Origin of the sequence: Pseudoalteromonas sp. NCIMB 1079, from assembly GCF_040567695.1 — a bacterium.
Lineage (GTDB): Bacteria > Pseudomonadota > Gammaproteobacteria > Enterobacterales > Alteromonadaceae > Pseudoalteromonas > Pseudoalteromonas distincta.
In genome coordinates, this window is record NZ_JBEWZA010000002.1 from 761,886 (window position 1) to 786,964 (window position 25,079).

14 protein-coding genes, 3 rRNA genes and 2 pseudogenes are annotated in these 25,079 nt (G+C 38.8%); 9 read left to right on the forward strand and 10 right to left on the reverse strand.

The genetic code is table 11. The features are described from left to right. Positions 1-2: 2 nt before the first annotated feature. Positions 3-529: pseudogene (locus ABX891_RS20095) on the forward strand (YfiR family protein). 4 nt (positions 530-533) lie between these two features. Beyond that, positions 534-2,555, forward strand: a pseudogene (locus tag ABX891_RS20100) (putative bifunctional diguanylate cyclase/phosphodiesterase). A 253-nt stretch (positions 2,556-2,808) separates the two neighbouring features. Here the strand turns inward: ABX891_RS20100 and ABX891_RS20105 are convergent. The 7 genes from ABX891_RS20105 to ABX891_RS20135 form a co-directional block, all read right to left on the reverse strand. Continuing rightward, positions 2,809-3,444, reverse strand: a complete 636-nt coding sequence (locus ABX891_RS20105; protein ID WP_354630502.1) for a methyltransferase family protein — start codon at positions 3,442-3,444, stop codon at positions 2,809-2,811. Positions 3,445-3,830: 386 nt separating this feature from the next. Further along, positions 3,831-3,945: ribosomal RNA gene (rrf, locus tag ABX891_RS20110) — 5S ribosomal RNA — on the reverse strand. 211 nt (positions 3,946-4,156) lie between these two features. Next, positions 4,157-7,046 (reverse strand): 23S ribosomal RNA (locus ABX891_RS20115). Positions 7,047-7,344: 298 nt separating this feature from the next. Further along, a 16S ribosomal RNA gene (locus tag ABX891_RS20120) occupies positions 7,345-8,880 on the reverse strand. The 16S, 23S and 5S rRNA genes sit together here, the layout of an rRNA operon. Positions 8,881-9,551: 671 nt before the next feature. Beyond that, complete coding sequence (locus ABX891_RS20125) at positions 9,552-12,479, reverse strand: TonB-dependent receptor (protein WP_354630503.1); 2,928 nt, start codon at positions 12,477-12,479, stop codon at positions 9,552-9,554. Between the two features lie 395 nt (positions 12,480-12,874). Beyond that, positions 12,875-13,588 (reverse strand): metallophosphoesterase, encoded by a 714-nt coding sequence (locus tag ABX891_RS20130; protein ID WP_354630148.1) that lies wholly within the window; start codon positions 13,586-13,588, stop codon positions 12,875-12,877. A 214-nt stretch (positions 13,589-13,802) separates the two neighbouring features. Continuing rightward, positions 13,803-14,051, reverse strand: a complete 249-nt coding sequence (locus ABX891_RS20135) for a YfhL family 4Fe-4S dicluster ferredoxin (protein WP_024595039.1) — start codon at positions 14,049-14,051, stop codon at positions 13,803-13,805. A 260-nt stretch (positions 14,052-14,311) separates the two neighbouring features. Here ABX891_RS20135 and ABX891_RS20140 point away from each other — a divergent pair, with 260 nt between their 5' ends. The 4 genes from ABX891_RS20140 to ABX891_RS20155 all read left to right on the forward strand — a co-directional run bounded on the left by ABX891_RS20140 (position 14,312) and on the right by ABX891_RS20155 (position 17,671). Then, positions 14,312-15,604, forward strand: a complete 1,293-nt coding sequence (locus ABX891_RS20140) for a tyrosine-type recombinase/integrase (protein ID WP_354630149.1) — start codon at positions 14,312-14,314, stop codon at positions 15,602-15,604. Next, positions 15,538-15,984, forward strand: coding sequence for a hypothetical protein (locus tag ABX891_RS20145; protein WP_354630150.1), 447 nt, complete (start codon positions 15,538-15,540; stop codon positions 15,982-15,984). Before ABX891_RS20140 ends, ABX891_RS20145 begins: the two co-directional genes overlap by 67 nt. A 123-nt stretch (positions 15,985-16,107) precedes the next feature. Further along, positions 16,108-16,965 carry a site-specific integrase gene (locus tag ABX891_RS20150; protein ID WP_354630151.1) on the forward strand — a complete coding sequence of 286 codons (858 nt, stop codon included), beginning with the start codon at positions 16,108-16,110 and terminating at the stop codon, positions 16,963-16,965. A gap of 58 nt (positions 16,966-17,023) precedes the next feature. Continuing rightward, positions 17,024-17,671 carry a hypothetical protein gene (locus ABX891_RS20155; protein WP_354630152.1) on the forward strand — a complete coding sequence of 216 codons (648 nt, stop codon included), beginning with the start codon at positions 17,024-17,026 and terminating at the stop codon, positions 17,669-17,671. Between the two features lie 41 nt (positions 17,672-17,712). On the opposite strand, the gene ABX891_RS20160 is transcribed toward ABX891_RS20155, so the two are convergent. The 3 genes from ABX891_RS20160 to ABX891_RS20170 form a co-directional block, all read right to left on the reverse strand. Beyond that, positions 17,713-18,801: a cell division protein FtsZ gene (locus ABX891_RS20160; RefSeq protein ID WP_354630153.1), complete on the reverse strand. Its 1,089-nt coding sequence runs from the start codon at positions 18,799-18,801 to the stop codon at positions 17,713-17,715. Between the two features lie 78 nt (positions 18,802-18,879). Continuing rightward, positions 18,880-19,854, reverse strand: coding sequence for a helix-turn-helix transcriptional regulator (locus tag ABX891_RS20165; protein WP_309169383.1), 975 nt, complete (start codon positions 19,852-19,854; stop codon positions 18,880-18,882). A gap of 339 nt (positions 19,855-20,193) precedes the next feature. After that, positions 20,194-21,330 (reverse strand): hypothetical protein, encoded by a 1,137-nt coding sequence (locus ABX891_RS20170; protein ID WP_354630154.1) that lies wholly within the window; start codon positions 21,328-21,330, stop codon positions 20,194-20,196. A gap of 1,370 nt (positions 21,331-22,700) precedes the next feature. On the opposite strand from ABX891_RS20170, the gene ABX891_RS20610 reads away from it, so the two are divergent. From ABX891_RS20610 to ABX891_RS20185, 3 genes are all read left to right on the forward strand, one after another. Next, the gene (locus ABX891_RS20610; protein ID WP_502936063.1) at positions 22,701-22,823 is read left to right on the forward strand and encodes a hypothetical protein; all 123 of its coding nucleotides are present in this window, start codon (positions 22,701-22,703) and stop codon (positions 22,821-22,823) included. 281 nt (positions 22,824-23,104) lie between these two features. After that, complete coding sequence (locus tag ABX891_RS20180; RefSeq protein ID WP_354630504.1) at positions 23,105-23,314, forward strand: HipA N-terminal domain-containing protein; 210 nt, start codon at positions 23,105-23,107, stop codon at positions 23,312-23,314. Positions 23,315-23,714: 400 nt separating this feature from the next. Continuing rightward, positions 23,715-24,113: a HipA domain-containing protein gene (locus ABX891_RS20185; protein WP_354630505.1), complete on the forward strand. Its 399-nt coding sequence runs from the start codon at positions 23,715-23,717 to the stop codon at positions 24,111-24,113. The last annotated feature ends 966 nt before the right edge of the window (positions 24,114-25,079 follow it).

Here is a 25,079-nt window from a genome sequence, read left to right on the forward strand (position 1 = left end):
AGATGATTAAATTAAGAAGTTTAATTCACAGTAGCTTAATAACGTTGACACTTCTTAGTGCCAGCGTTTGTGCTGTTGAAAAAGAATACATGCTAAAAGCAGGCTTCTTATATAACTTTGCACGTTTGGACACTGGGATTATCATTTAGAATCTCTTAATGAATTTATTATTTGTAGCCCTGATAAATACTTTATTGATGCGGCTAACAACGCTTTAAAAAGTCGCACTATAAAAAACTTACCTCTATACAATAAATTAATCACTCTTGATGAAGTAACAACCTCGGCGTGTAACATGCTATTTATTACCTCTGATACATTTATCGAATGGCAAAACGTAACACCTTTAGAGCTGAAAAACGTTATGCTCATTGGTGAAACAGACACATTTATTGAAAATGGCGGTCATATTAGGTTTTTTCTTTCCAGTGGTAAAATTCGCTTTGAAATTGCTCCGAAACAGCTTAAAGATGCAGGCATTACTATGAGCTCAAAAGTGCTACGCCTTGCCCGCGTTGTAGATAGGTAGTGCAATGAAAAAACTATTTGCATTAAATACGATGAGCAAAAAATTACTATTAATCTTAATGAGTGTTGCACTTGTATCAACCGCGACAGTAACCATTGTATTTAGTGCTTATGAAATAACTAGCGCTAAAGAGGAACAAATAGAAAGCTTGGGCTCTCTGTCAAAAATGCTTTCACCGAATATAACTACAGCACTTATGTTTGATGATTTAGATGCAGTGCAAGAGCTTATAAACCCAATACTTATACGATCAGATGTTATTAGTATAATGGTAACAAGTATGACTGGTGAGGAAATTGTTATTGCGCAATCCGAAGATGAAGATATGGAGCAAAGTATTGAAGTAAGTACACCCCTTCAGCTCGATATGCATGATTACGGTATATTAAAAATACGCGCTAACAACAGCTACATTCAAGACAGAATTACTTTTTACTTTAAATTTATAATGATTTTGATGGTATTCACCTTTGCCATCAGCCTAATTTTATCTCTTTTATTAAGGCGTCGCTTTTTAAACCCTATTTTATATTTAGCTGAAACAGCAAATAAAATAACCACATCACATGATTATAGCTTACGCGCTAAACAGCTATCACAAGATGAAGTAGGACAATTAACCTCTTGTTTTAATGCGATGTTATACAACATTGAGCAAAGAGAAAATTCATTAGAAAACCAAGTTAGACTGCGTACTAATGAACTTGAAAATGCGAATATTCAGTTGCAACAATATGCCTACCAAGATGGATTAACCGACTTACCGAACAGGCGTTATTTTTACGAAAAACTACAAAGCTTAGTAAGTATTAAGGGAATGAAGTTCGCCCTTATATTCATAGATTTGGATGGCTTTAAAGAAGTAAATGACAGCCTAGGTCACGACTACGGTGATTTACTCTTACACCAAGTAGCAACAAGACTGCAAAGTTGTATAACGACTAAAGATACAGTCGCACGTTTAGGTGGTGACGAATTTACATTAATTTTAGAGGGTGTAAATAGTCCTGATGAAGCATCAAAAGTTGCCGAAGCAGTAAACAGCAGCTTAATGCAGAGCATTAAAGTAAAAAAAGAGACAGTCTATGTTACCGCAAGCATAGGTTTAACATTTTTCCCTTCTGATGGTTTAACAGTAGAAGAGCTCGTTAGACGCGCTGACCAAGCAATGTATTTATCTAAAAATAAAGGGCGGAATCGCTATGAATTTTTCTCTTATGCTATAGAAGAAAAAGCCACAGAAAAGCGTCGTCTCATAGAGGAAATACGCACTGCAATTGTTAAAAACCAATTTGAATTATTTTACCAACCTATATTTTCAATTGACGGGAAATCAGTACCAAAAGCTGAAGCTCTAATTCGTTGGAATCACCCTGAACGAGGCCTAATAGGGCCAAATGAATTTATACCTGTCGCTGAAAAAAACGGATTAATAAACGATATCGGCCAATGGGTAAAATCTCAAGCAATTCAAGATACCGTCCAATTCAATGTTTTAAGTGAAAAGACAATTCAAGTCAGTGTAAATACATCACCTCTTGAAATTGACCGTGCTGGTTGCTGGGTGGATGAATGGATTGTAGCAAGTAAAAAGTATCAACTACCTGCAAACACAATTTTAATTGAAGTCACTGAAAATACTTTAATGGATCCCGACTCGTCAATACAACGACAATTAAAACGCTTAAGCACTATTAATATAGATATTGCGATAGACGACTTTGGTGTTGGTTATTCTTCTTTGGCGTATTTACAACGCTTAGATATAGATATTTTAAAAATAGATCGCTAATTTATCAACGATATAGAATCAAACGATAATAGTATTGCTCTCGTGAAAGCTATTATCACTATGGCTCACAATCTAGACGTAATGGTGGTTGCTGAAGGAGTTGAGACACAAAAACAGTATGACCTATTAAAGCAGCTTGCTTGTGATTATATTCAAGGCTACATTTTTTCAAAGGCAATTACTAAACAAGAGTTTATGGAAAAGTATATAATACCAATCCGCAATAATACTTAATCATTTTGCGGGGCTAAACGGGTCGCTACCTGTGTTAAAAAATTCTCATTTAGAACAACTAAATAGCAATTTTTTTGCCTAGCTATCAACACGTTTTCCATCCTCAAAATAGATCACTTAATTAAGCGAATTGGTATAAAACAAAAAGAAGTGATCTCATTTATGTCTATCATGCTAGATTTTAGCAAGCCAATACAGAACACTTCTTTACTTTTTGCCTTAAAAATCCATGTATTTAAAGCTCAATCCCAAGCTATAACCAGCGAGGGACTAGTTGTTTATACTCTTTATATTGTGTAGAAAAACGATGAGCTAAATGAGCCTCCTCAACTAATGTTTGTCTATATATAGCTGTAAAACCAATAACTAAACAGATCAAACTAAATATACTAGGTAAGGCTAAAAAGAACCCCACCTGTGCAGCTACAACGCCTAAATACATCGGATTCCTAGAGTATTCATATAATCCTGATGTTTTAAGTTCATGTGGTCCCTTAGGATCAATTCCTGAACGCCAAAGTGCTGCCATATGAAAATGTACAAACATCGTTAAAATAAAGCCTGCGGTCAATAATACATCGCCAAATAATACGCCTGGCCACCCATTGAGTATTGGGAATAGCCCAAGGTAGCTATCTAACTCAGGTACAAACACTCTAATTACACATACAAACCAAATAGCAGCCCTGAAAAATTTAAAAACCATATGGTTCCACCAACTAGTACAAAATTTATCACCGGGATAAATAACGCCTGATGGTGTATTTCGATTTTTATAAATAATTCTAAATGTATAAAATCCGGCAACAAAAGTATAAAAAATAGCTAAGTAAACTCGGGTAAATTCAACTAGCGATGCAGAGTCATCTACAAATGTTTGATAAGGCATTTAAGTTACAGCTCACAATCATTATTGGTAGTAATTTTAAAACAACTAAGCCAATAGATTTAGTTATAAGATCATGAAATCATATTAGTATTCATTGCCCTCATAAACAAGCTAAGTCTGTGGTTAGTTAACGAGTTATAATGAACTAATCAAACTAATTTATAAATTCTGTTTGATACTTCACCTAAACAACTGCTTACACAAACCGAAAAAGTAAATTCGGTAGTTCACAATTTTGTTTTTATACCAACTCGCTTAATTAAGTGATCTATTTTTCCGCCCTACTCGATGGTGTTGGTATGAGTGTATGTTAATTGCGCGTATTTCACTTTTCTGAAGACGTAAAAAAGCCCGACTATTTCTAGTCGGGCTCTCTACAATTTGAAGCCTGGTAATGTCCTACTTTCACATAGCAAATGCTACACTATCATCGGCGCTGTTTCGTTTCACTACTGAGTTCGGCATGGAGTCAGGTGGGTCCAAAACGCTATTGTCACCAAGCAAATTAGGTGCAAAGAATCAATGACAAGCACGTAGTGCTACCATTTTCTTTGCGCAAGGTGCCTCAATGTTAACGCTACGCGCTAAGAGTCACCTCTTGAATTTGGAAAATATCTGATAATATTTTTTAAGTCGTTCTAAGTAATGTCTACTTTAGTTATATTAACTTCTTCGCTTGTTTCACTATCACATAAAACGCGTTTGGCGTTGTATGGTTAAGCCTCACGGGTAATTAGTACAAGTTAGCTTAATGGCTCACACCACTTCCACATCTTGCCTATCAACGTTGTAGTCTTCAACGGCCCTTCAGAGACTTTAAAAGTCTAGTGAGAACTCATCTCGAGGCCTGCTTCGCGCTTAGATGCTTTCAGCGCTTATCAGTTCCGAACGTAGCTACCGGGCAATGCCATTGGCATGACAACCCGAACACCAGCGGTTCGTTCACTCCGGTCCTCTCGTACTAGGAGCAACCCCTCTCAATTCTCAAACGCCCACGGCAGATAGGGACCGAACTGTCTCACGACGTTCTAAACCCAGCTCGCGTACCACTTTAAATGGCGAACAGCCATACCCTTGGGACCGACTTCAGCCCCAGGATGTGATGAGCCGACATCGAGGTGCCAAACACCGCCGTCGATATGAACTCTTGGGCGGTATCAGCCTGTTATCCCCGGAGTACCTTTTATCCGTTGAGCGATGGCCCTTCCATTCAGAACCACCGGATCACTATGACCTACTTTCGTACCTGCTCGACGTGTCTGTCTCGCAGTTAAGCTGGCTTCTACCATTACACTAACCGTACGATGTCCGACCGTACTTAGCCAACCTTCGTGCTCCTCCGTTACTCTTTAGGAGGAGACCGCCCCAGTCAAACTACCCACCAGGCACTGTCCGTAACCCCGATTCAGGGGCCAACGTTAGAACATCAAAACTACAAGGGTGGTATTTCAAGGACGACTCCACAACAACTAGCGTCGCTGCTTCAAAGTCTCCCACCTATCCTACACATGTAGGTTCAATGTTCAGTGCCAAGCTGTAGTAAAGGTTCACGGGGTCTTTCCGTCTAGCCGCGGGTACACAGCATCTTCACTGCGATTTCAATTTCACTGAGTCTCGGGTGGAGACAGCGTGGCCATGGTTACACCATTCGTGCAGGTCGGAACTTACCCGACAAGGAATTTCGCTACCTTAGGACCGTTATAGTTACGGCCGCCGTTTACCGGGGCTTCGATCAAGAGCTTCTCCCTAAGGATAACCCCATCAATTAACCTTCCGGCACCGGGCAGGTGTCACACCGTATACGTCATCTTGCGATTTTGCACAGTGCTGTGTTTTTAATAAACAGTCCCAGCCACCTGGTCACTGCGGCTCCCGTCCGCTTAGAGAGCAAGTCTCATCACAGATAGGAGCGTACCTTCTCCCGAAGTTACGGTACGATTTTGCCTAGTTCCTTCACCCGAGTTCTCTCAAGCGCCTTAGTATTCTCTACCTGACCACCTGTGTCGGTTTGGGGTACGATTCCATATAATCTGAAGCTTAGAGGCTTTTCCTGGAAGTATGGCATCAACAACTTCATCACCGTGGTGACTCGTCTCGTGTCTCAGTCTTAATAGCAACCCGGATTTACCTAAGTCACCAACCTACTCACTTTCACATGGACTACCAACGCCATGCTTGTTTAGCCTGCTCCGTCCCCCCATCGCAATTATATCGAGTACAGAAATATTAATCTGTTTCCCATCGACTACGCCTTTCGGCCTCGCCTTAGGGGTCGACTTACCCTACCCTGATTAACATGGGATAGGAACCCTTGGTCTTCCGGCGTGGGAGTTTTTCACTCCCATTATCGTTACTCATGTCAGCATTCGCACTTCTGATACGTCCAGCATACCTCCCGGTACACCTTCAACCGCTTACAGAACGCTCCCCTACCACTCAGAATAAATTCTGAATCCGCAGCTTCGGTGCATAGTTTAGCCCCGTTACATCTTCCGCGCAGACCGACTCGACCAGTGAGCTATTACGCTTTCTTTAAAGGATGGCTGCTTCTAAGCCAACCTCCTGGCTGTCTGGGCCTTTCCACATCGTTTCCCACTTAACTATGACTTTGGGACCTTAGCTGGCGGTCTGGGTTGTTTCCCTCTTCACGACGGACGTTAGCACCCGCCGTGTGTCTCCCGGATATTACTTTACGGTATTCGGAGTTTGCAAAGGGTTGGTAAGTCGGGATGACCCCCTAGCCTTAACAGTGCTCTACCCCCGTAAGTATTCGTCCGAGGCTCTACCTAAATAGATTTCGGGGAGAACCAGCTATCTCCCGGTTTGATTAGCCTTTCACTCCTAGCCACAGGTCATCCCCTAACTTTTCAACGTTAGTGGGTTCGGTCCTCCAGTTGATGTTACTCAACCTTCAACCTGCCCATGGCTAGATCACCGGGTTTCGGGTCTATACCTTGCAACTAGTCGCCCAGTTAAGACTCGGTTTCCCTACGGCTACCCTATTCGGTTAACCTCGCTACAAAATATAAGTCGCTGACCCATTATACAAAAGGTACGCAGTCACCCAACAAGTGGGCTCCTACTGCTTGTACGTACACGGTTTCAGGTTCTATTTCACTCCCCTCACAGGGGTTCTTTTCGCCTTTCCCTCACGGTACTGGTTCACTATCGGTCAGTTGGGAGTATTTAGCCTTAGATGATGGTCCACCTATATTCAGTCAAAGTTTCACGTGCTCCGACCTACTCGATTTCACTTAAAATGTCTTTTCATGTACGGGACTATCACCCTGTATCGTGGCACTTTCCAGAGCCTTCCATTAACACATAATAAGCTTAAGGGCTGTTCCGATTTCGCTCGCCGCTACTTTCGGAATCTCGGTTGATTTCTTTTCCTACGGGTACTTAGATGTTTCAGTTCTCCGCGTTCGCCTCGTTAACCTATGTATTCAGTTAACGATACCTGCAAGCAGGTGGGTTTCCCCATTCGGAAATCCTAGTCTCAAGCGCTTTTTACTAGCTTGACTAGGCTTATCGCAAGTTAATACGTCCTTCATCGCCTCCAACTGCCAAGGCATCCACCGTGTACGCTTAGTCACTTAACCATACAACCCAAACGGGTCTTTGTTTTGTGACAGTTTAACTTCGCCAGAAGTCAATATTGAATACTAAAGTAGATACCAATCAATCAACTCCTAAGAGTTAATTAAATGGCACTGAATGGTACTGCTACCATTCTTTTTTTACTTTTGAAAACTCTTGATAAATACAATGTATCTATCAGAATTTTATTATCAGCTTTTCCAAATTTTTAAAGAGCATATTAATTAGTTATCCCGAAGGACACGCACTAATTAACAATCATCTGTGTGGACACTACGAACAAATAAGTTCTAAATCGTATAAGGAGGTGATCCAGCCCCAGGTTCCCCTAGGGCTACCTTGTTACGACTTCACCCCAGTCATGAATCACTCCGTGGTAAACGTCCTCCCGAGGGTTAGACTATCTACTTCTGGAGCAACCCACTCCCATGGTGTGACGGGCGGTGTGTACAAGGCCCGGGAACGTATTCACCGCGTCATTCTGATACGCGATTACTAGCGATTCCGACTTCATGGAGTCGAGTTGCAGACTCCAATCCGGACTACGACGCACTTTAAGTGATTCGCTTACTCTCGCGAGTTCGCAGCACTCTGTATGCGCCATTGTAGCACGTGTGTAGCCCTACACGTAAGGGCCATGATGACTTGACGTCGTCCCCACCTTCCTCCGGTTTATCACCGGCAGTCTCCTTAGAGTTCTCAGCATTACCTGCTAGCAACTAAGGATAGGGGTTGCGCTCGTTGCGGGACTTAACCCAACATCTCACAACACGAGCTGACGACAGCCATGCAGCACCTGTATCAGAGTTCCCGAAGGCACCAAACCATCTCTGGTAAGTTCTCTGTATGTCAAGTGTAGGTAAGGTTCTTCGCGTTGCATCGAATTAAACCACATGCTCCACCGCTTGTGCGGGCCCCCGTCAATTCATTTGAGTTTTAACCTTGCGGCCGTACTCCCCAGGCGGTCTACTTAATGCGTTAGCTTTGAAAAACAGAACCGAGGCTCCGAGCTTCTAGTAGACATCGTTTACGGCGTGGACTACCGGGGTATCTAATCCCGTTTGCTCCCCACGCTTTCGTACATGAGCGTCAGTGTTGACCCAGGTGGCTGCCTTCGCCATCGGTATTCCTTCAGATCTCTACGCATTTCACCGCTACACCTGAAATTCTACCACCCTCTATCACACTCTAGCTTGCCAGTTCGAAATGCAGTTCCCAGGTTGAGCCCGGGGCTTTCACATCTCGCTTAACAAACCGCCTGCGTACGCTTTACGCCCAGTAATTCCGATTAACGCTCGCACCCTCCGTATTACCGCGGCTGCTGGCACGGAGTTAGCCGGTGCTTCTTCTGTCAGTAACGTCACAGCTAGCAGGTATTAACTACTAACCTTTCCTCCTGACTGAAAGTGCTTTACAACCCGAAGGCCTTCTTCACACACGCGGCATGGCTGCATCAGGCTTGCGCCCATTGTGCAATATTCCCCACTGCTGCCTCCCGTAGGAGTCTGGGCCGTGTCTCAGTCCCAGTGTGGCTGATCATCCTCTCAAACCAGCTAGGGATCGTCGCCTTGGTGAGCCATTACCTCACCAACTAGCTAATCCCACTTGGGCCAATCTAAAGGCGAGAGCCGAAGCCCCCTTTGGTCCGTAGACATTATGCGGTATTAGCAGTCGTTTCCAACTGTTGTCCCCCACCTCAAGGCATGTTCCCAAGCATTACTCACCCGTCCGCCGCTCGTCAGCAAAGTAGCAAGCTACTTTCTGTTACCGCTCGACTTGCATGTGTTAGGCCTGCCGCCAGCGTTCAATCTGAGCCATGATCAAACTCTTCAATTAAAAAGTTTTATGTCTTTCGACAGCTCAATGAATTCTGAATTTTTGTTTTTGTTGCCAAAAACGAATTGACTGTGCGTTATTATTTTCACTTTTAAAAAAGTAAAATCAAAACAGCTCAAGGCTGAATCTTTTAATAACATATGGTCACTCAGTTTCAATTGAGACTCTAATTTGTTTGCCTCGCTACCTAAGTAGCGTTGGCTGTTAGAACTCAATCTGTACGAGTGCCCACACAGATGATTGCTTTATATTGTTAAAGAACGTTTTGAGTCGCTTTAGCGTCTCAAGGGGTGCGAATAATATACCCTTTATTTTTCGAGTCAACACTTAGTTTTAAACTTTCTTTTTGGAAGATTTAAAACCGAAGTTTTATTTAACACCCTGAGTTGTTCGTGCCTCGCTATGCGTTGGCGTTTCCCGTCTCAGTGGGGTCGCATTATAGGGAGATTCGAGCGGGGGTCAATGTTTTATTTCAGCTTTTTGACAATTAAATGAATTTAGTATGAAAGCTATACAAATAAAGGGCTGCAGAGCTTTTTTTGCCTATTAAACAACCAACATATGAGCAGTTAAACTATCTGCATAGATAAAACTACAATATTAGGTGCTGTTAGGCTAAGCCAACTACATTTTTTAGTTGGCGTTTAATAAAGTATTACGTATGCAGTTAATTAAAAACTATAATTAAAGCCTGCGTAATAGCGTCGCCCTGAATAGCTTGAGTTAAGTAATCGTGCATCTGTATCATCACCTAAACGCGTTACCGATTCCGACTTAGTTAAATTAATAACAGCAGCTGTTAAGCTTAGCCCTTCATACAAATTAACCGATGCATTAACATCAACTTGCTCGTACGGATCTTGATATACATTTAAACCACTATTAAGGCCTAATACTGTTTCGCCGCGCTTATTATAAGAAGCACGTACATTAAAATAACCTCCTTCATAATAAACAGAGGTGTTGTACTGATACTTTGCACTACCTATTAAGGCCGACTGACCAAATTCTTCACCATTAATTGTTACATCTGCTTTATTGGTTTTGTTATAGGTGTAGTTTGCATAAAAACCAAAGCCATTATCAAACGCATGCTGGATAAATACTTCCGCGCCTTTAGATACTGCATCGGTACCATTACCTACAGTACTGTACGGAGCTATATTAATGGTTCCTGCATCTACTATATTATTTTTACCGGCAAAGTTTTGCTCTACATCAATTACCAGTGGCACAACAAAGTTATCTACTTTCTTATGAAAAAGTGCCAATCCAACCGCAGAACCCTTTGCATAATAATACTCAATAGATAAGTCAGCCTGCACCGATTCAAATGGCTTTAAGTTTTTATTACCACCACTGCCGCTAAAACCTGGCTGTTCATTAAATGCAGCTCTATCATTTGCCCATTCATCCGATACAAACGTAATACGCTGCTGCGCACCTAAATCGCTATAGTCAGGACGAGATATTACTTTTGCTATTGCCCCACGAATAACTAAATCGTCAGTTGCATCCCACGCTATATTAAAGCTTGGTAGTATTTGAGTGTCTTCGTTTTGCTGAGTGACTAATTGATAGTCTTCTACAAAGCGTGCGTCACCAGTTACTGGCTCGCCTGTTTCGTCATTTGTGTGATCTAATTGATAGGTATATAAGTCAGTAGATGAAGTAAGTGTTTTTGTTTGCACAACACGCACGCCCAAATTACCTCTTACTTCACTAAATTCAAAATCGCCTTGTATATAAAAAGCAGATATCTTCTCTTCAATGTCGTAAACAAAGTTATCTTCAATGCGTGTATAAGGTACATAGTTAGCAGTGACCATATCGCGGTATTTGTCCCAGTCGATACTTGGCATTTGGTTTATATCAAAACCCCCTACTATATTACTCTCACTTGTAAATACATTTTGAGCTAATGGCATTCCACCATTCCACTGGTAGCTATCAAAACGCGTAATACCTTGCTCGCTTGCTTCGCCTGCAGCTATATCAAAATTAGGATCTAAAAAGAAGGTATTGCCAGTTTCACGATGAAGCGTGGAGTTACGATATTTGACACCGGTTCTAATTGTTTTTAAAAAGCCCCAATCAACATAAAGATCCACATCAGCTTGGTAATAATCTTCTTCTAACTCACTGCGTACAAAACTTGAGTTTGAAGAGCCCGCATCACGACCGCCTCCAATTCCACTTTGCAAGTTAGCTAGTGTATTAGGGTCAATATTAAGTGATACATTATTTTGGTTGAGTGACCAGCCTGCCGTTTGAGCAGCATTTTGAATAGCAGTGGCGTTTTCGCCCGCGTTTGAACTTTTATATGCAGCTTCCCAGCTTTCTTCCGGCCCCCCTTCTGATTTTGTATTACCCACAACAAAACGCGCTTTAAAATTATCGCCTTCATAAGTTAAATTAAAATCAAAGGTATCGGAGGTGGATTCTTCACGTACATAACTGCCGCGCATCCACGGAAACTGCATATCACTTTCAATACCGCTTGCCATCGCATCGTATTGCATACCTGTAACAATACTTCCCGACTCATCAAGATTTACATCAGTTAAAAAATCAGAATTTAAAGACCACTCAGGTATATCAATCACAGATTCAGTTCTGTCTTGGCCGAGTGTAAAGCCAAAGTAATTAAATCCAAGCTCTAAACGATTTGTTGGTCGCCACTGTGTACTAACTTGAATTCCTTCGCGCTCACGTTTTTCGTTAAGAACTGAGCCTCGCACAACTTGTGGAAACCAAACGCCATCGTAACTGTTGCCGTTTGCATCATTAATAGTATCCCAACCATTATTGTTATTAACTGCGTTACCGTTTATGTCTGTAGGTTGTCCACCGCCAGTGTAGCGCCATACATTTGCATCAGTTCCTCCCGAAAGTGTCCTGTTTGTGCGTTCCTGATACGTATAGCCAACTAATACACCAAAGTCTTCGTCGTCGTTTTTCCATGAATATAAACCCGTAAACTGTGGTTCGTATTCTTTTGTAACATCAGCGTAAGTACTCTCTACATTAAATACACCCGAGTTTGCATCCATACTCAAAGGCTTTCGGCTATGCATTAATACAGTACCACCAACCCCTCCTTCATCTAAGCGTGCCTCTGGCGATTTATAAACCTCTACACTTTCAATCATCGAAGACGGTAACAAAGCATAATCAAACGAACGCGAAGGCTCTCCCGGAGAAGACGCAATAAAATTACCATTAAGCTGTGTAAAGGTAAGTTCTGACGATAAACCACGAATACTGACAGATGAACCTTCTCCACCATCACGCTCAATTACCACACCGGGTACACGCTGAAGAGAGTCTGCTACATTTTTATCAGGGAATTTTCCAATATCTTCAGCGGTAATTGCATCAACCACAGAGCCAGACATACGTTTTACATCTAAGTTTTCGGCCATGCTTGAACGGATACCACGTACTTCTATTACTTCTATATCTTTTGTGTGCTGCGAGTTTTCGTTTTCTTGCGCTGCAAAAGCACACGTAGAACCCAAAGCAGAAAAAATTGATACATAAAGTGATGACTTACAAAACGTTGAAAAAGGGAAAGGGTATATACTTACTACTATCATGTGAGAGGCTGTTCCATTTAAATCTGCTCATAAAACTAAAGCGAGAAGTTAGTCCTTTTACGCAAATTATTCACGTAATGGCAAAAATTGTTCCCAATTCTACACAGCCAAACTTAACCGTTTGTTAACCAAAAATATAAAATCGAGTGGATCCTCTTTTAACTGTATTTATACCTATTAAATGAAAGCTAAAACCCAGCCCACACATCAAAGCCGCTCTCAATTAATAAACTAAGAGCGGCTTTGTTGTATTTAATAGCTTAATAAAATAATTACGGTGCAAAAATCATCATAAAGTGTATACAAAAAAACGAAGGGGATAATTAGGTGTGGTAGTCAGCAGCTTACATTTTAAAAAGCAAAGCTGCCGAATGATATTTAAAAAGTAGAAAACCCTAAAGAGCAGATGACTTTTCAAGTGTAGCAATAACCTCTGAAAGCTCGAGTAATGTCGGCTTTCCACCATAATAATTGGTATCTATATGATAACTATTACCCACCCAAAAAGGTGCTTTAGTTGAGTTATGTCCATGTATTGAAAAGTCGACTCCATGACTTTTAACTACCTTATTTTGTTTAACTACTTCGCGATCCCACAATAAAGATTGCACAATCACCGATTTATCATCAGGGTAATTTTCCCAATCCCACGATTGTGCAAATGTATGAGACAACCCAAATTTATAACCGCGATATTCAAGTACTATTGAAAGAGGTTTAGTTAGTAACTCATCGCACATAACATTGAGCTTTTCACTCGATACCGACTTGTGCCAATTGCCGCCATTGTCAGTCCATAATTTAAAAGCCGCTTTATCATTACTTAATAATGATTCCAACATTAAATGCTCATGATTACCTAATATCATACATGCCCTAATGGCCTGTAAGTATGTAAATAAGTCATATGTTTTATCCCCGCGATCAACAAAATCGCCTAGACAAAACAAAGTGTCTCTTTCAGGGTCAAAATTTACGTTATTAAGTGCGTTTTTTAAGGCCGGTAAATCACCATCAAGATCGCCAATTACAAATACTCGGCACTCATCATTAATAAATATGGCTTGTTTTGAAGATACAGCCTGAATAGCGTTAATACCTATATCCAAAATAGACTCCTATAGAATGCAATCTAAAACTTAGATTAATGCTTGAGTTTATAAAGCCTTAAGGTAACACAATATAGTTGATAATTAATGAAGGTAATAAGATTTGATTGAAACTAAAAATGCATGGCAGAGGACCTTAGCTACAACCTAAATAAGTAATGTAAGTAGTGTTTTTAGCCTAAATTAAAAGCTGCTTAGCAAAATACCTGACGAGTTATTTGCCAGTTACCCGCACAAATTTCTCTGCTAGTTCGTCCAAAGTTTCACGCTTATTCGGATCGGGCTTTATGCAGTCAATAGGGCAAACACTTACGCAAGTAGGTTTATCATAATGCCCTACACACTCTGTACATTTGTTTGCATCTATTTGGTATATTTTAGCGCCCATATAAATAGCCTCATTAGGGCATTCTGGGTCACACATATCGCAGTTAATGCATTTGCTATTTATGAGTAGAGCCATTTTTTAGCCTTTTCAATTAATATCATTATAAAACAAAAAGATAAGTAAAAACAAATGTGTGTAAAGGCTAACTTTTGTGCAGTTCTAGTTTAATAAAAAACCGCTATTTTTCATTAAATCGTAACACAAATTAGTAACACAAATTTTTATTTTTGGGTGTAAATTACAGCCGCGAATTATGCCTATCTTTCTCTGTTGCTTTGTTGATCTTAATCAATAAAAATCGCCGAAAGGCCTTTATTTATATAGGTTTAATCAAAGTGAAAAAATCACTATCAACGCTTACCAAAGCTCAATACACGAAAGCGAAACTAGAATGGAAGCAACTTAAATCGCCATTTTCTATGCAGCACATAAATCGCTGTGTTATTTTGGCCTCTCAAATCATCTTTTTTGAGGAAAAAGAAAAATCAAAACAAGAGGTTAAGAAACAAGATACGAAGCGATTATCGAAATATGAGGCACAACACAATCTTCGTCTTATATTTACCCTATCTGGAACAGTATCTTTTTACTCAGCTTTCCCTAAATCATCTGGCATAGCTAATACCAAGTTAGGTGAAGCACCTGAATTAACAATAGCAAAAGCGCGTAAGCTTACTGATCAAATGAAGTATGGCGTTTTAAATAATCATAATATTAAAACTGTGTTTGATGCATATGAACAAAGCTTAATAGAGCGTCATAACATCGCACCCACTAAATTTGCAGCTTCATCGCTCAGAACATATCAATGCAGAATAAAAAAGCTCAGGCATCATTTTCCGCTTAAGAGAGCGTTCCAGTCTCTTACAGCTGGAGAGTTAGAAAAGATTGTAGATATAATTATAAAAACAGAGTCTAACAACCAAGCAATTGAGCTTTTTGCACAAATTAGAAGAGTATGGCGATTTGCCAAAAACAAATTTAACTCAGGTAAAAACCCAGCTGCTGATATCGATGACTTTTACGTATCTGACCGTGTAGAAAGCCCCCGTCCTTGCCAAGTTTATACAGACTTAGATTCGATAGCTGAATTATGGATAAATCTAGCATCGGCCCCAAATGTACATCAAAAAAATGCTGCGCGATTTATGATTTTGACAGGCATACGCCCTATTAATATTCCACAAATGAAGTGGGAGTGGCTCAATAGTATCGACTTTCCAACCTTAATTACCTTTCCGGCATCTGTTGTTGGGGTTCGTGGAGAAATGAAAAACCAAAAAGAATATAAGCTGCCATTAACCAAGGCCATGCGCACCATTATTTTAGAGCAGAGAGCCTGGATGGAAAATGCATTACCCAACTGTAACCCTGATCATATATTTCTTCAGCCTCGCGATCTTAACAAACCATTTGCTAAAAGGTCGCTGGATAAGATCATTAAAGATTACTCACCTGTTGATGCAGTAAAAGGAGATAAAAGAAATATTGTAATGAAAGGATCTGCAGGTGCATTTTGCACAATGTGCCGAAGTTTTTTAAATCCAACGCAAAAGCGATTATGGTTGCCAACGGCTATCATTTTAAACACGCAGAGGAACTCACAAGACTCGCGCTTCATCACCTAAGAAAAGAGGACGATCCAAACGGCTTAAACTATGATAAATCTGAAGAGCTATTTGGCACTTCAACAAAGCTAAAATTTAATGTATTCAAAATTCATGAAGCAAGTATTTTAAAAAGAGCCAAAGAACTCGAAAGCCAACAACTCAAACTTACAGGTATGCAAAGTAAACAAGCTAAAAACCTAGATGAAAACAACCAAAAGAAAGCCCTGAGAGATAGAATTAAAGCTCATTTAGTTCACAAAGGCAGTTATGTAAACTTCATTAATCAGCCTCTTGGTGATACGGGCAGAGTAGCAAAAGATTTGATCTTAACCGAAGAAGGAAGAGCTGTCGTTGAGAGGTATTTAAGTGACCAAGAAGCTAAAGCAAAAAATAATTAAAAAAAGTTTAATTTCGACTTACCAAAGTTTTTGTAAAAAAAATTAATTTCATATCATTGCCTTATTAGAGCGATACCTCATCAGTTATTTGATGATTTTAACTTTTTTAAGGCTTATATATTAATGGCAACATCAGTATTAAATTCAATAAAACCATGTGAGGTCACGATTAAAAGTCGTGACCTTTGCATGGCTGAATTTAATGCGAATAAGCCTCCATACAATGACAAGTCAATGGAAGAGCTAGCCAGTCTTGCGACTATTATATTGGCGCAAGAAAAAGGAAAAAGACTTTCAAAATATCAACTTAAAGATCAAATAAGAATTGTCTTCCAGAATGATGGCATTATTAAATTTTTTACTCATTTTAAAAAAGAACATGGCATAAAAAATATCAAGCTTGGTGATTCTAATGATATGAGTTTTTCAGCAGCGAAATTAAAAGCGGCTGAAATATACAAAAAGAGCACTTCTAATTACACATTCGAATTTGTAGTATGTAAACAAATAGAAAACTTACAGTCAATAAATAAACATAGCCCTAGCAAGTTAGCTGAAACCACAGTAACAACATACACCTCTTACCTTAATGCAATTCAAAATGCCTTTGGTAAAAATACGTTATTTCAGACTATTACGCCTGAGATAATAGAAGCAACGCTTGACCAACTACTAACAGAGAAAAGTGGCCCGCATGTGGCTAAGCTATTCGAGCAAATGAAAAAACTGTGGGTATTCGCAAAAAATAAATATAATAATGGCACTAATCCATTCCTAGAAATAGACAATAATTATATATCTTCTCGAACGGCGAAGCCTATTCCTTGTAAGGCCTATACTGATATATCTCTTGTTTCTCAGCTATACATAAACCTAAAAACAGCTAAAAATAATACATTAATAAATGCCGTACTACTGATGATGTTTACTGGGCTAAGACCCATAAATATTTTGCAACCTTCATCTATCGTATATAGATGATTTAGATAACCCTAAGTTTTTGACGTTTCCTGAAACAACTCATACCACTCGCGGTGCTATGAAAAACCAAAAAGAGTTTAAAATACAACTTACATCCGAAATGAAAAAAGCGATACAACAAGAATTAAAATTAAACCCAGACATAAACCGCACCTATTTATTCTGCAAGGTTAAAAACGCCTCAAACCCAATAAGTAAAGAGAGTTTAAACCGAACTCTTAAATATCATGCACCAAAGAACATGGTGGCGGCCCCGCGAGATAACATAAATATAAAAGGATCTGCCGGAGCATTTCCAACACTACTGCGCAGCTTTTTAAAATCGCACATGAAAGAAGTGCTAACTAAAAAAATTGGCTCATCAACGATTGCTGAAATTGAGTCTAAAAAAATGCTTCATCACTCTGTTTCAGAGCACGATCCAATGAGTAAACATTATGACCACTCGAATAAATTATATAATACTGATATTAAAGCACTTTATAAAAACTTCTCACTATTTGAGAAGGAAGTACTTAAAGAAGTAAAAATACAGGCTAAGTTAAAAAACAAAACGACACAAAAATCATTTTTTAAATTTGATAATTCAAATACATTTATCGCCAACGTCAAAAGCACAATAAATGCATATTCAACTATCTGGAGTAATATAATCCAGCAAACCCAAAAGCTTAAAAAGAGCCGCCCTTTGCAAATATTAGAGTAGCGCTTACATATTGCTATACAGCGTTGTCGTTATTTACAAACCTATAAAGAGCTTTTACTAGGTGGTGCAGATTGATTTCTTATAAAAGCAGGGATGTCAAAAATATCAGATGGCTTTGGCTTAGTGGCGACTACTTTAGAGCTTGACTCACTTTTAGTGTCATCAAGTACCATTTTAGAACTCGCGCCCGTAGCAATAACCAGTAGCTCATAATTGGTTGCTAAGGTTTCTATTTTTGAAACACCACAAATAACTAACGCATTAGGGCTTACCTGCTGACGTACTGTATCGGTAATGAGGTTGTAACTACCCAGTGAAATTTCATCTTTGCAATTGACTTGTATTATTACACCCGTACTTGATGACATATCAACTTGATTAACCAGCGGATTGTTAAGTGCCCCATCAAGCGCAGTAGTAAGCTCGCTTTCTTCATCGCATTTACCAACACCTAGTACAGCATCTCCCTGGCAATCCATAATTTTAGCAAAGTCATTTAAATCAACGTTTATTAAGCCTTGATGGCAAAGCATATCGATGAGTGATTTTATCAGTGAGTGGAGTATTTGGTTTGAATGTTTAAACGCATCGAATAATCCTATATCGTTACCAAGCACCTCAATCAGTTGATCATTTGGGAGAGTAATAACCGCATTAGCATGCTCTTTAAGCTCATTTAAACCTGCTTGCGCTATATTATTTCTAAACTGCCCTTCACTACTAAATGGTAATGTAGCAACAAATATAATGGGCTTACCTTGCTCACTAGCAAGTTGTGCAATATACGGGCTAGCGCCAGTCCCAGTACCGCCCCCCAACCCTGTTGCACACAGAATTATATCGCAGCCATTAATGAGCGATAAAAGCTGCTCTTTACTCTCTTCTGCCGCTTGTAGTCCAACTTTAGGGTCGGCTCCTGCACCATAACCATGAGTTAGCTCAGCACCTATAAGCACTGCTTCATCACTCTGTGTATGCTCAAGTACTACTTTATCGGTATTAACACTGTACAAGTGCGCCTGATCAGACTCGCGTTGCTCAAAAATACTGTTAAGGGTATTACAACCGCACCCACCAATACCAAATACACCGATTGATAAACCATCATTTTGCTGAATTAATTGAAACATAATCTAATCACTCCTTAACTTTTAAAGGAGCATAACAAATAGGTGCGTCAAAAATTGACGCACCCAAGTTAATTAGCGTTATTGATAGTTACTAGCAGCCGCTTTAAGCTTAGAAATAATTCTTTGTCTCAGCTTTTCCGGCTTAATCACTTCAAGCCAATGTGCACATTTAAGCAACTCATCGGTTAATTGCTCGGTATCAATAGTTTGGTAGGTAAGTAATACGTTTTTTTCATCAATACTTTGCTTGTCAGTCAGCTCACCAAGCTCAATAAATCCTTGATTAACAGCAGAGTGTTTGGGAGCTTTTACAATAAGTTCAATACACTCTTGGTTCATGCATTTATTAATAGCACTGCGCAACGTTTTTAGTTGTTCAGCACTCGGTTCTCTACGATTTTTTTGTAGTACATGTACATTACGAATGCGATAAACCGGCATTTGATAGCATTTATCGTGAAGCGACCCCACCATAAACTCCGCCATCAACACTCCGCCTTGCTCAACTAAGTTATAAAAACTCAATTCAGCAAACTTAAGCCAATGTGCCTCATCGTAAAGTACTCTATAAAGCTCAGTGCTCACTGCACGCTTATGCTTAATCGCATGCTCAATTTGCGCAACTAACTGATTATCAATATTCACTTTTAACGAAGGCTTAGGCAGAGTCGAAAACCACTCAGGCACATGGCCATTAACACGTTTTAGTGCCTGCTCTGCTTTAATATGTACCGACTGCTTAACATCTATGGGGGCCGATTGTGGTAGTAACTGCTCTAGAAGCAAATAATGCTCAGCAACTTCGCTGCTCATAACTTTTGCGTTACCACCTCGCCACTGAGCATTGATAGACCAGCCATAGGGCTTACTGCGGGTATCTTTTTCAAGCCCAAAGCAACCTTGCTCGTAAAGTGATTGCAGGTCACGCTGGAGCATGCGGGTTGATAATTCAACACCTCGCTGTGATAAATCATCTTGTAGCTGTTTGACTGAAATACTTAAAGGGCTGATAGGTATATATTCTAAAAGAGTTAGGTATCGAAAAGGTTTCATTTTTATTAGTCTTACCAGCTAGGACAAAATTATCTAATTTTCATAATGTGTTATTAATATCAATCAATTCAAATATCTAATTAAATTAATACATATCAAATAAACCTCTAATATAAATTTAAAATACTAGTACTTTAGTACATCTCAGATGTCGATTTTAGCTATTATTAAGGGAAATAATATGGGTATTATAATAAAGAAGAGGAAGATCTTCGGCTTTTAGTAATAAAATTTCCCGCATGTCATTTATTTAGAAAGCTAGGTTATTTTAGCTTAATGAATAACCTGCTTCTTTACCTTTTGCTAACTTTACATGTTGCAAAATGGGGTTGTTAAATCCTACTTAGTAACACTTGATTTTGTCACTGTAAGCTCTTCTACTAATTTTATAAATTCGGGTCTCTCAATAAGGTTTTTCTGTAATTCGCTAAACACCCCAAGCACTATATTTACTTGTTCTTGGTGAGTATTGGTACTCTCAAACAGAGGGAGCATTGGCTTTAAAATAATAATTGGGTGCCATTTATTGTGTTTTGCGTTTGGCTCTACAGCCGTATCTATATACTCCCAATCATTAACAAACGATTTAAGTCCCTCTTTAAATTTTTTATAATTCTCTGAATGTTTAATCGTTTCTTGGCCTGTTCGATTAAAGTCAAAAACTAAACATAATTTTAGTTCATTGTTTGTAAAGTTTTTAACCCCGTGATCCGCACCATCGAGTAACACACCACAAAATATTCCAGGAAGCCATTGCCTGCCTTTATCTTTAATCGTAGGGCAAAATTCTAGCCCAACTCTTGACTCAGTTCCTTGGCGCTTAAATACAGGCTCCATTCCTATGCTTTGTAGCGGCCATACTAGTTTTTGAGCCTCTTTGAAGATAGAGTCAACTTGTTCACTAAACTTCACGGCCTCTAAATAATTAGCAATTGAGAAGCGATTCATTGGCGTTTTTGGCCCTAATCCCTCTGATTTTAGTAATGATAAGAAATCTTCGATTGCCCAACTCGCGTGCTCATCATTTATTTTATCAGCCAAAACTATTAAGCATTTATAAATTTCCTCCCAACATAATGCAGCATCAGGCTTTTGAGCGTGCTGAAAAGAAGTAGCGGTTATTAATATTATTTTGTGGTTGTCATAAGTTTTGAGTGCATATTCTCGATAGTTTTGAAGTTGATTTAAATGCAATGGAGAATTAACCTTGTGCTCAAATACAAGCGTGCAATCATGCCAACTAATGACTAGATCAGGGAATTTATTATTAAAATTTTCCTGCGTTGAAATAAAAATATCACCATCGGGCACATTAATTGGTGGTTGCAGTTTGTTATTTATACACTCCAGTACTGCTTGTAAAACTTCTCGGTTACTTCTTAACAGCCAAGCAAACGCTTCTGTTAAAAAGTTTTCTAGTGGATCATTATTTTCTCTAGGGCGGTATTTTCTTAAATTGACTAAAAGGCTTTCCATAATTGCTACCTGTAAAATTGCTCCGCTAACTAACTTAGCAAGTTAGCCTCATTTTCGTATTAAACTAGATTAGAGTTTATTTAACTAATTTGCATGTCGACCAGCAAAGTTAGAGGAAAAGACCCACATAGATGCTTAAAAATCTGTAAGTGCATAATAATTTAAAAGTAATAACGCAATTTAGCATAGAATGCGTCACTTTCAATATTATCAATTAACCTATCAGCTATAATTACCCTAAGTTTCTGGGGGTCTGAGTATTTAACTTCCATTGAATGAGTAAGCGCATTGAAATGTTCTGGGCTAGTAGCATGCAAAATTTCATTTTTTTCATAATCTAAAAAGTACACAAAGAGCCCTAATTCGAATGCGGTGCTAATTCTTGAGCTCCAAAAACGCCCATCGCTACCTCCTTTATGGAGATCTGTAATTAACACCTCCGTGCTCGCGAGTATGTGTTTGACATTACATGATCAGCTACATCTCTAGGGGTATATACCGAATCAAAGCGCGTCATAATACATTTTGTAACTTTTAAGCCTGACTTTTTAGTTATTTTGGTATTTGTTACAGCGATTAAATGAACATTTTGGGTATCATGTTTTAACAATGCGATTTTATTGTCTGATTTTACTAAATCAAAATGCCAAGCTTTTCTAATAGAACTCGCTTTTCATTAGTTGAAATACTGAGGCAGTGAGCCGAATTAACCTCTTTTAAGTTGAGGTTATAATCACTATCAGCTACGTTGCTATTAGGCTCATTTAACGCTAATACAGTTTCAAAATATCATCATAAGGGTTCATAGTCCGAGCCTAATTTAAGCCTACATTTACTGCAACAGACTTTAAGATATTATAATATGATTTTTGGCATTATAAAAATGACGACACTAAAAAAGCGCGCTGGAATTGGGCGCTTTGCTTTTAAGACAAATACACAAGCTAAGAAAGTAAATTAAGTAAAAAAAATACAAAACTTTTGGTATAACCGTCGCCAGTTAAAGTGACCAATAAGTCACTTTAAGGCCCAAAATGCAGCTTAAAGATCCCTAAAAGGCACTTTATGGTGAAAAGTGAAAAACACTAAAATGCGTTTTAATTTTTTACGCTTCTAATTGATTTACACTCTATTGTATAAGGAACCTGAACAAAATTAGCCAGTATCTACTTTGCTTGGCATTAACACGTATCAAACGCTTTACTCGCAACAAAATAGACACTATAGTATCCATTAACCCTATTTAAAATCCACTTTAGATACACACATGTCTTTTTTGAGGTTCTATTATTAATTATTTATTATTAAGCGAAGGTGATGTGCAGCTAGCTTTTGCTGAGCATCTAAAAGAACGCCGCAAAAAAGCAAAGATGTCACGTGAGGCGTTAGCTAAAAAAAGTACGGTACCTGCTTCTACAATAAAAAAGTTTGAGGTTACAGGACTTATTTCATTCAGGCAGCTATTACTTTGTGGCAATCTCTCGACGATTTGACTCGTTTATATGAATTAACAAAAGCGCCAACTCAAGGTAAGAATGCGCCAACGTCAATTGCTCAGGTATTAAACAATGGCCTTTAAACCCATAGAAAAGCTAGAAGTAAAACGTACACTGTCAGACTCAACAGAGTTAATGGTTGGTGTACTTTGCTCAAAATAGACAAGGTGTTTACTTTCATTCGATCAAGGCTATTTAGACACATATGGTAATCTTTCACCATTTTCACTCGCCTTAATAGAGATGTTCAGTTAGCACCCAAAAGCCCACATAATGGATTGCATGGGGTCTTTTCTGATTGTTTACCTGATGGGTGGGGGCTATTACTACAGGATCGTGTATTCAGACAAAATAATATAATGCCTAACTTTGTTACAGCAATGGACCGCTTATCTTTTGTTGGCCATTCGGCTATGGGAGCATTATCGTTTACACCTGAAACTCATTATGATGGCACAAATGACGATGAAGCTGTCTTGCTACATTAGGCCAACAAGCCCAAGCAATATTTGACGGACAAACAGAAGAAGTACTTTCTGCGTTAGTGGCTGCTGGTAGCTCCGGCGGTGCACGCCCAAAAGCCCAAATTTATTTTTCTGACAATAATATACAAGAATGTAGAACAAAACCTAAAACAGGTGATGATGCTTGGGTTAATAAAATTCACATCCAAAAAACCTCGCTTTAGGACATGAGGAAGGGTTATGTGAAGCTGTGTATTTGGATTTAGCTGAACAAGCGGGATTAAACCCTCCCCAGAGATTCTGGTACCCGCCCCAGAAGGGACCGGTGCAAAACAATGGCTTGCCCTAAAACGATTCGATAGGTTTAAATTAAGGGGTAATAAAATGGGCTGCAAACATATGCATAGTGCATGTGGCTTGCTTGATGCTGATTTTTCGCACACCTACATTAGATTATGAAGATTTAATTAAAGCGAGCCGTGTTTTATGCAAATCACCTGCTGCAGGCAATTACAATTTCGTCGGGCTATGTTTAATTTATTTAGCTGTAACCAAGACGACCACAGTAAAAAACTGGGCTTTTTTACAAGAAGATTCTGGTGAGTGGGATTTAGCGCCTTTTTATGATGTCACTTTTAGTCCTCACCCTTTTAATGAGCATGCTACTTCGTTTGCTGGATTTGGAAAAAACCCGCCACTAAAAGCGATTCAAAAGCTAGCCTCTGCTGCTGGTTACGCAAATTGGAAGCAGGTACAAGTTATCATATCTGAAATAGCAGAGATTATTTTAAACTTAAAAACACAGCAAAAGCGCTCGACGTAAATAAGCAAACGATTAGTTTAATAGAGCAACAGCTTGATAATACGTACGCCATAAATAAGCATTTAATAGGCAGTTAATTGTATTAAGCTAATAGTATTGATTTATTTATAACTCTAAAAAGGCAGCGGCAACTTTATTTCTAATTGACATTTCTAATTGACATTTCTAATTGACATTTCTAATTGACATTTCTAATTGACATTTCTAATTGACATTTCTAATGTCTATTTCAATGCCCCTAGCAAACATGACTTCAAACTACGTTTATTCATTTAGCTGATCAGATTGAGTTACGTTATCTACCAGTACTCTTACTTACTTGGCAATCTTATTTAAGCGTTATTAGATTTAAATAATATCGATTCAAAGTTTATGGTAGTTTGTGTTTTAATTTTTTAGTTAATACAATTTGCCTTCTAAGGTTCTTTTTAAGATACTAACCAAGTGCTAACGAGTTACGTAAAATCGTAGCACAAGCTATAGCACGACAAAGTAACGAGCTGTTTTTAAAGACTTTAATTGAAAACCTTATAACTATCGCAGTTAATGCATTTACTATTTATGAGTAGAGCCACTTATAAGCCTCGTTCATTAAAGTCCATATAAAACAAGCAATGAAAAAATAGAGCATTCACTGCTGTATTTTAAATAATATGATTAACAGCGTTAAATTATGCATTTTATTAGCTTTTCTTTGTTGATCTTTATCAATAAAAACCTCGGTCTTCTCTACTTTTAATCTCGAATGAAATTTTAAAGTGCCGCTGTTAATATTGTCTACCTCCTAAATAATAAAGTAGTTCTAATGGCAGCTAGTTATTCTCTTGATGATTTACGTTACTTTTGCACCATAGTAAAACTAGGTAGCTTTAAAAAGCATCCATAAACCTTGGTATGTCATTATCAACTTTAAGCCGTAGAATACGTTTATTAGAGCAAGCCCTTCAATAACATCGTCGTGTCGTG